This is a genomic window from Actinomadura sp. GC306 (assembly GCF_004348665.1).
GTDB lineage: Bacteria > Actinomycetota > Actinomycetes > Streptosporangiales > Streptosporangiaceae > Spirillospora.
The window spans coordinates 1-8,007 of record NZ_SMKM01000293.1; the positions used below are offsets into that span (position 1 = coordinate 1).

The 8,007-nt window shown below is 76.1% G+C and carries 8 protein-coding genes; 4 read left to right on the top strand and 4 right to left on the bottom strand.

Going from position 1 to position 8,007, the window contains the following annotated elements:
* From E1200_RS28420 to E1200_RS28435, 4 genes are all read right to left on the bottom strand, one after another.
* Nucleotides 1–1,129, bottom strand: a 1,129-nt coding sequence (locus E1200_RS28420; protein WP_131955159.1) for a hypothetical protein, incomplete at its 3' end; no start/stop codon positions are given.
* Nucleotides 1,126–2,124 carry a DUF916 domain-containing protein gene (locus E1200_RS28425; RefSeq protein ID WP_131955160.1) on the bottom strand — a complete coding sequence of 333 codons (999 nt, stop codon included), beginning with the start codon at nucleotides 2,122–2,124 and terminating at the stop codon, nucleotides 1,126–1,128. The genes E1200_RS28425 and E1200_RS28420, both read right to left, overlap by 4 nt.
* Before the next feature lie 98 nt (nucleotides 2,125–2,222).
* Nucleotides 2,223–3,236, bottom strand: a complete 1,014-nt coding sequence (locus E1200_RS28430; RefSeq protein WP_131955161.1) for a WxL domain-containing protein — start codon at nucleotides 3,234–3,236, stop codon at nucleotides 2,223–2,225.
* A 90-nt stretch (nucleotides 3,237–3,326) separates the two neighbouring features.
* Nucleotides 3,327–4,208, bottom strand: coding sequence for a hypothetical protein (locus tag E1200_RS28435; RefSeq protein ID WP_243708891.1), 882 nt, complete (start codon nucleotides 4,206–4,208; stop codon nucleotides 3,327–3,329).
* A 132-nt stretch (nucleotides 4,209–4,340) separates the two neighbouring features.
* Between E1200_RS28435 and E1200_RS28440 the strand changes: the two genes are divergently transcribed.
* The 4 genes from E1200_RS28440 to E1200_RS28455 form a co-directional block, all read left to right on the top strand.
* On the top strand, nucleotides 4,341–5,033 hold the full coding sequence (locus E1200_RS28440; protein WP_243708892.1) for a hypothetical protein: 693 nt from the start codon (nucleotides 4,341–4,343) through the stop codon (nucleotides 5,031–5,033).
* Nucleotides 5,030–6,067 (top strand): ABC transporter substrate-binding protein, encoded by a 1,038-nt coding sequence (locus E1200_RS28445; RefSeq protein ID WP_207933585.1) that lies wholly within the window; start codon nucleotides 5,030–5,032, stop codon nucleotides 6,065–6,067. The genes E1200_RS28440 and E1200_RS28445 overlap by 4 nt, the downstream gene beginning before the upstream one ends.
* Nucleotides 6,068–6,093: 26 nt before the next feature.
* Entirely contained in the window at nucleotides 6,094–7,212 is a 1,119-nt protein-coding gene (locus E1200_RS28450; RefSeq protein WP_131955162.1) for an iron ABC transporter permease, read from the top strand.
* The coding region (locus tag E1200_RS28455; RefSeq protein ID WP_243708893.1) for a heme ABC transporter ATP-binding protein at nucleotides 7,209–8,007 on the top strand (799 nt) is incomplete at its 3' end. The genes E1200_RS28450 and E1200_RS28455, both read left to right, overlap by 4 nt.

Consider the following 8,007-nt stretch of genomic DNA (forward strand, 5'->3'; position numbering starts at 1 on the left):
GGGCGGCCCCGGTGGGCGGGAGGAGCAGCGCGGGGACGGGGACGTCCAGCGCGCGGCTGAACGCGAACAGCTCGTCGGCGTCGAACCGGCGGGGCGGGGTGAAGGTCTCGGCGCGCTCGACCTGGCCGGCCGTCCACGGCGTGCCGGTGAGCGCGGTGAGGGAGTCGGCGAGCGCCGCCCTCGGCAGGCCGCGGACGCGGCGCCACTGGCCGATGTTCGCGGCGACCACCTCGTTCATGGTGGCCGGGACGTGCATCGCGCCGCCCGGCCGGAGCAGCGGCATGAGGGCCGTGCCGGTGTGCTCGGCGGCGGGACGGCGGCGGCCGCCCTTGCGGGTGAGCTCGCGGACGACGACCGCCGGGACGGCGAGGCCGAGCAGCAGCGGCAGCGCCCACGGGTAGGACGAGGTGTGCGCCGTGAACCGGGCGGGGCGGTCGATCCCGGTGAGCTCGCCGACGACCGTGTACCGGCCGAACGCGGGTCCGGGCAGCTTCACCTCGACGTCGAACGTGCGCTCCTCGCCGGGGGCGAGCGTGCCGATCCGCGGCGCGTCCAGGATCCCGGTGGGCTCGGCGCCGCGTCCGGCCGCCAGGGTCAGCGGCGGGTCGGTGACCGGCGCCTTGCCGGTGTTGCGGACGGTGAAGGTCACGGTCCGCTCGGCCGGCCCGCCGAGCCAGGCGGCGGACGGCCCGCCGCCGGTGACGCGGACCCCCGACACGGTGAGGTCGAGGGCGGGCCCGGCGGACACCGTGCGGCGCTGCGCCGCGGTGAGCGCCGGCACGCCCTCGATCTTCACCGGGACGGTGCGGGCCCGGCCGCCCGCCACCGGGCGGGCGGAGATGACGCAGGGGCAGCCGATCGGCGGTTTCACGATGGTGACCAGCGCCGTCCCGCGGCCCTGCTCGCCCACGTGGGTGGTCGCCGCGGCGGCGACGGCGCAGTCGGCGGAGCCGCGCTCGCCGCCGTTGCCGCACAGCTCGATCAGGACGTTCCCGGCGGGCCAGGCCGCCAGGTCGACGGTGACGGTCTCGCCCACCCGGACGTCGGTGCGGTCGACCTCCACGGTCGGGCCGGGCACGCCGTAGAAGAGGGAGGAGGCGGCGAGCACGCTCGCGAGCAGCACGTTCATGCCCGGCTCCTGCGGCGGCGCACCAGGTAGAAGGCCCCCGCGCCGGCGATGACGAGGATCGCGATGAGCGACCACGGCGTCGCCCACCAGCCGGCGGTCCGGACCGTCGGACGCGCCGCGGCCGGGCCGGTCTCCATCGGGTCGAGCGGTGTCAGCCTGAGGGACGCGGTGAGCGGCCCGGCGGGGAACACGCCCCGGACCTGGTCGGTAAAGGTGTAGGAGTTGCCCGGCAGCAGTTCCGGCACCTGCCGGGAGACGGGTCCGCCGAGCCCGGTGCCGAAGGGGCCGGTGACGCCGAGCCGCGCGGTGCCGGCGAGCCGCACGTTGCCGGCGTTGCGGATCCGGTAGGTGACCTTGACGTCGCCGGTGCCGAGCAGCGGGTTACCGGCCGCGACCTTCAGCGACTCCACCTGCAGGGACGAGGACAGCGCCCCGTTGACGCGGGCGTAGACCCGGGCGGCGACGCGGCGGTCGACGTTGACCCGCTGCCCCTGCGCCCCGGTGGTCTGCTCGGTGACGGCGGCGAGCACACCGCCGGAGTGGTCGCCCGGCGTGGCCCCGGACGGGACGGTCAGCGTGAACGGCACCGTGACGGACTTGCCGGGCTTGACGGTCCGGGTCGGGGCGCCGCCGACCGACACCCAGGTCCCGACGCCGGTGGCCTGCCGGTCGGCGGTGAGGAGGCCGAAGGAGCCGTCCGCGGTGTTGAAGGCGTCGGTGGCGTACACGCGGAAGGTGAGCGCGCGGTCGCTCAGGTTGCTGATCACCACCTTGTCGCGCAGCCGCTGCCCCGGGGAGAGGGTGTAGACGAAGAAGTCGCGCCGGGACTGGCCCTCGGTGCCGGCCGGCTTCACCGACCAGGTCAGCCCGCCGGGCGCGGGCGCGACGGGCGCGACGGGTGCGGTGGCCGGCGTGGCGGCGTGCGCCGGGACGGTGAGGCAGGCGGCCAGAGCGACCAGCGCCGCCGCGAGGGCCCCGCCACGGAAAGCGTTCATCAGATGGGCTCCGCGTACTCTTTGTGCGGGCGGGGTGGGGATGCTTCGACCATTCCCACCCCGCCCCTTCTCCGTCCCTGGGACGAAGTCGTGTTTCTCTAGGAGAGGGTCAGGGTGAGCGTCGCGGTGTAGTCGCCCGGCGCGGTCCCGGCCGGGACGCTGAGGTCCAGCCCGGCACCGGCCTGGAAGACGCCGCCGCTGCTGCCCGCGGCCGACGACGCCAGCGTCCGCGCCCCGCCCAGCGAGCCCGCCGCGCCCGGGGTCACCGAGCCCTGCGAGCCGTCGTCCACCACCTGCGCGGTGGGCGTCCAGGCCAGGTTCCCCTTCGGGATCGTCCCGCCCTGCGCGTGGCTGAAGTCGGTCACCTCGCCGACGAGGTTCCAGCCCGCCTGGGTGCCGCGCGCGTCGGTGACCGTCGCGGTGCGCAGCGCACCGGTGGAGTGCTCACCCGGAGCCACCGTGCTCAGCTCGGCGGTGTCCCCGTCCAGGGACAGGGTGAGGGCGCCGTTGCCGACCCTGGTGTTCAGGGTCTGCTGGCCGCTCCCCGCACCCGGCTCGCCGGGCTCACCCGGGTCACCCGGGTCACCGGGGCCGCCCGGGTCACCGGGGTCGGGGTTCTCGCCGCCGGTGAAGGTGACCGGGGTGAAGGTGTCCTGGCCGCGGTCGGGGACGCCGTGCGCCGCCATCGTGATGACGTAGCACTGCGTCTTGAGGCAGTCGTGGAACACGCCGTTGCCGTCGGTGTACTGGGCCTTGACGCCGGGGAGGGTGACGTTGAAGGTGCCGTCGGCGTTCATCTTGTCCTGGCCGGGGCTGGGCGCGCCGTTCTTGTGCACCCACTTCGACACCTGGAACGTTCCGGCGTTGGTCGCGTAGTCGGCGTTCTTCGGGCCGAACACGACGTAGACCCCGAAGCCGTTGTTGGCGTTGGGGTTGAACCCGCTGCCGGTGACGGTGAGGTCCTGGCCGGCGGGGTCGGCGCCGGAGTCCGGCGTGACGGTGGTCGCGGGACCGGCGGCGAACGCGGGTGCCGCGCCGAGCCCGAGGGTGATCAGCCCGGCGGCGGCGAATACCGCGCCGCCGTGGGTGATCCGTCTGGTCGCCTGCTTCATGGCTTCCTCTCGCGGGGGAGAAACGAAAGGCAGGGCTTATTTAGGTAAGCCTTACCTAAATCGAGGACTGTACCGGAGTCCGGCCGCGGATCAAGGGCCGGGATCGGCCCTGCGGCGCCGCGCGTAGCGCCCCGGCCTGCGACGGAGCAGCGAGCGCGCGGCGAGCAGGGCCCCCGCGGCGGCGGCCGTCGCGGCCCAGAACGGCCACGGCGAGACGGCGTCGCCGCCCGAGAGCGTCTGCTCGAACGCGGCCGCGGGCGAGGCGCCGGCGAGCGACGCGCCGTCCGGCGTCGCCGACGGCGCGGGCGTCCCGGAGTCACCGCCCGGCGCGGCCCCGTGCGGTGCACCCGGGGCGGCGGATCCGGCGCCGGACGCGCCGCTCCCCGCGGCACCGCCGCCCGCGCCCTGCGACCCGCCCGGCCCCGCGCCGCCGGAGCCCGAACCGCCCGAGCCGCCTGAGCCGGAGCCGCCGCCGGTGCCGCCGCCCCTGAAGGTGATGGGCGTGAAGGTGTCCTGGCTGCGGTCGGGGACGCCGTGCGCCGCCATCGTGATCACGTAGCACCGCGTCTTCAGGCAGTCGACCTTCCGGCCGTCGCCGTCGGTGTACTTCGCCTTCACCTGGAGGCTCACCGAGAAGCCGCCGGACGCGCTCATCGGCGCCTGCCCCGACCCGCCGCCCGCCCCGCCGGGATGCACCCACTTCGCGGCCAGGAAAGAGTTGGAGTTCGTCGCCCAGTCCGCGCGGCGCGGCCCGAAGACCACGTACACGCCGAACTTGTTGTTGCGCGCGGCGTCGAAACCGGACCCGCTGACGCTGATCGTCTGGCCGCCCGGGTCGAGGCCCGTCGTCGGGGACACCCGCACCGACGCCGCGAAGGCGGGCTGGGGCGCGGCCAGCAGCAGGCCGAGGGCCGTCGCGGCGACGGCCGCCGCCCGCAGGGACGCGCCGCCGGCCGACATGTGGTTAGGCAAGGCTCACCTCTTAAAAGTTAGGCAAGGCTAAGCTAATGTAAGCGCCAATCTTGGTAAAGGCCCAGGTGGGCCACGGATCGACTCGGCGGCGCCGCACCACGGGACCGCCGGGGAGTGGGGACTGACAGCCCGATGCACGCACCACACGCCGCCGCACGCCGCACCGTCCGCGCCGCCGCACGCCGCACCGCACGCCGCACCGTGCACGCCGCCGCCGCGCTGGCCCTGACGGGCGGAACCGGTCTCGCGCTCGCCCCCGCCGCGCTCGCGGACGCCGGCAAGGCCACCGGGGCGGGCGGGCAGACCCTCACGGTCTCGCAGGTGGACGGGCTGCCCGCCGAGGGCGCCACGGTCCAGGTCAAGGGCTCCGGATTCGACCCCGGCAAGGGCATCTACGTGGCGCTGTGCAGGGACAACGGGCCGGACAAGCCCCCCTCGCCCTGCGGCGGCGGCGCCGACACGTCCGGCAACGCGGGCGCCTCGCAGTGGGTGTCCTCGAACCCGCCCCCGTACGGGAAGAACCTGGCCGTCCCCTACGGGCCCGGCGGCACCTTCGACGTGCGGATCCGCGTCGGGGCCGACCTCTCCGACCGCGTCGACTGCACCGAGGTGCGCTGCGCCGTCGTCTCCAGGGCGGACCACACCCGCGGCTCCGACCGGTCCCAGGACGTCAAGGTCCCGGTGGCGTTCGGCGACGCCGGCGGTTTCCCCGCCTGGGGCTGGGCGGCCGCCGGCGCCGGCGGCATCGTCGTGGCCGGCGGCGGCGCACTGCTCCTGATCCGCCGCCGCACGAGCGCCGCCTCGCCGTCCGGGGCCGCCGCGTGACCCGATCGTCCGGGGGCGCCGCGGGGCGGCTGGCCGCGGTCCTCGCGCTGGGCGGCGCGCTCGTGCTCAGCGGCTGCGGCATCGGCACGACCGGTGTGCACGCGGGCGGCGTCGATCCCGCCGCCCGCTGCGGCCCGAGCACCGTCCCCGCGCCCAAGGGCGACCCGCGGCCCGTCGCCGCGTCGCCGGAGCCCGAGCTGCCGGTGACCGTGCGGTCCGCCGACGGGGCCGAGGTGACGGTCCGCGACGTGCGGCGCGTCCTCGCCGTCAACCTGTACGGCTCGCTGGCCGAGATCGTCCACGCGCTGGGCCTCGGCGACCGGCTCGTCGGCCGGGACGTCTCCACCACCTTCCCCGCCGCGCGCGAGCTGCCGCTGGTCACCGGGCAGGGCCACGACCTGTCCGCCGAGGGCGCCCTCAAGCTTGACCCCTCCGTCGTGATCACCGACAAGAGCATGGGCCCGCCGGAGGTGCTGGACCAGCTCCGCGAGTCCGGCGTGCCCGTGGTGCTCATCGACGACCGGCAGACGCTGCCCGCCGTCGGCGAGCACATCCGCGCCGTGGCCGCCGCGCTCGGCGTGCCCGAGGCGGGCCGCGAGCTCGCCGCCCGGGTGGCCGGGGAGATCGAGGGCGCCGCCGGGCAGGCGTCCGCCGGACGGCTGCGCGTCGCCTTCCTCTACCTGCGCGGCACCGCGGGCGTCTACCTGATCGGCGGCGAGGGCGCCGGGTCGGACGCGATGATCGAGGCGATCGGCGCGACCGACGCGGGCACGGCCATCGGCCTGTCCGGCTTCCGGCCGCTCACCAGCGAGGGCCTCATCAACGCGGCGCCCGACGTGCTGCTGGTCATGACGGCCGGGCTGGATTCGGTCGGCGGCGTCGACGGGCTGCTCAAGCTGCCCGGCGTCGCGCAGACCCCCGCCGGCCGGAACCGCCGCGTCGTGGACGTGGCGGACGGCACGCTGCTCACCTTCGGCTCCCGCACTGGGGAGACGATCTCCGCGCTCGCCGGCGCCGTCCACAGGCCGTGCTGATGAAGACGGCACCGGACGAGACGGCAATGGACAAGACGCCAGCGGACAAGACGCCGGCGGAGCGGGGCGCGCCGGCCGCGAAGAAGGGCATAGACGCGGAGCGCGAGCACCGCCGGGTCCGCGGGCCCGTCCTGATCGCGGCGCTCGCGGTCGCGCTGGTGGTCCTCGCGCTCGCCGCAGCGGGGATCGGGCAGGTCAACGTCCCGCCCGACCAGGTCCTCGGCTCGATCATGCACCGCCTCGGGCTCGGCATCGGGCCCCGGCCCACGGCCGCGCAGGGCGACAACGCGCTGTGGATCGTGCGGTTCCCGCGGGTCGCGCTCGCGGTCCTCGTCGGCGCGGCGCTCGGCGCGTCCGGCGCCGTCATGCAGGGCGTCTTCGGCAACCCCCTCGCCGAGCCCGCCGTCATCGGCGTGTCCTGGGGCGCCGCGGTCGGCGCCGCCACCGTCATCACGTTCGGGCTGACGCTCTTCGGCAACTGGACGATCGTGTCCGCCGCGTTCGTGTGCGGGCTGATCACCACGCTGATCGTGTACGCGATGTCGCGGGCGGGCGGACGCACCGAGGTGGTGACGCTGCTGCTCACCGGCATCGCGATCAACGCGGTGGCGAGCGCGCTGCTCGGGATGCTGATGTTCGCGGCCGGGAACGACGCGCTGCGCGCCATCACGACCTGGAACCTCGGCAGCCTCGCCGGCGCGAACTGGGACGCGGTCGCGACGGTCGCGCCGCTGACCGCCGCGGGCCTCGTGGTCGCCGTCGGCTGCGCACGGCGCCTGGACCTGCTGTCGCTCGGCGAGCGCACCGCCCGGCACCTCGGCGTGGACGTGGAACGGCTGCGCTTCACCGCGATCCTGGTGATCGCGCTGCTGACCTCGTCGGCGGTCGCGTTCGCCGGGGTCATCTCGTTCGTCGGGCTCGTCGTGCCGCACCTGATCCGGATGGCGGCGGGCCCCGGGCACCGGACGCTGATCCCGGCGAGCGCGCTCGGCGGCGCGGTCGTGCTGGTCGCGGCGGACGTGGCGGCCCGGACCGCGATCCCCTACCAGGAGCTGCCGCTCGGCGTCCTCACGGCGCTGTTCGGCGGCCCGTTCTTCTTCTGGCTGCTGCGCCGCGCCCGGCGCAGCTCGGGAGGCTGGGCGTGATCGGCCTGCGGATGCGCCGCCCGCGCCCGCCGCGTCCCGTCCCCGCCGGGTCGGCGGCGGTCGAGGTGCGCGGGCTGGGCGCCGAGCGCGGCGCCCGGACGGTGCTGAGCGGCGTCGACCTCACCGTCCGGGCCGGGGAGGTGCTGGCGCTCGTCGGCCCGAACGGCGCCGGCAAGTCCACGCTGCTCGGCGCGATCGGCGGCGACGTCGCCTCCACCGGGGACATCACGGTGGACGGCGCGCCGCTCGCCGCGTGGAGCCACGCGGAGCTGGCGATGCGGCGCGCGATCCTGCTGCAGCGGCAGACGGTGTCGTTCCCGTTCACCGTCGGGCAGGTCGTGGCGATGGGCCGGGCGCCGTGGGCCGGGACGCCGCTGGAGGACGACGACGATGCCGCCGTCGCCGAGGCGATGCGGCAGACGGACACCACCGGCTTCGCGCACCGCCCCTACCCGCAGCTGTCGGGCGGGGAGCAGGCCAGGGTCGCGCTGGCCCGCGCCCTCGCGCAGCGGACCGGCACGCTGCTGCTGGACGAGCCGACCGCCGCGCTCGACCTGCACCACCAGGAGCTGGTGTTCGGCGTCGTCCGGGAACGCGCCGCCGCGGGCGCCGCGGTGGTCGTCGTCGTGCACGACCTCGGGCTCGCCGCCGCGCACGCCGACCGCGTCGCGGTGCTCGCCGAGGGGCGGCTCGCCGCCTGCGGCCCGCCCGCCGAGGTCCTCACGGCGGCGCTGCTCAGCGAGGTGTACCGGCACGACGTGGAGGTCCTCCCCCACCCCCGCAATGGCCGCCCGC

What these genes read in the sequence shown, in the direction of transcription:
- E1200_RS28450 (WP_131955162.1), top strand. Translation starts at nt 6,094, where the DNA reads ATGGACAAGACGCCAGCGGACAAGACGCCGGCGGAGCGGGGCGCGCCG.
- E1200_RS28425 (WP_131955160.1), bottom strand. Translation starts at nt 2,124, where the DNA reads ATGAACGCTTTCCGTGGCGGGGCCCTCGCGGCGGCGCTGGTCGCTCTG.
- E1200_RS28440 (WP_243708892.1), top strand. Translation starts at nt 4,341, where the DNA reads ATGCACGCACCACACGCCGCCGCACGCCGCACCGTCCGCGCCGCCGCA.
- E1200_RS28430 (WP_131955161.1), bottom strand. Translation starts at nt 3,236, where the DNA reads ATGAAGCAGGCGACCAGACGGATCACCCACGGCGGCGCGGTATTCGCC.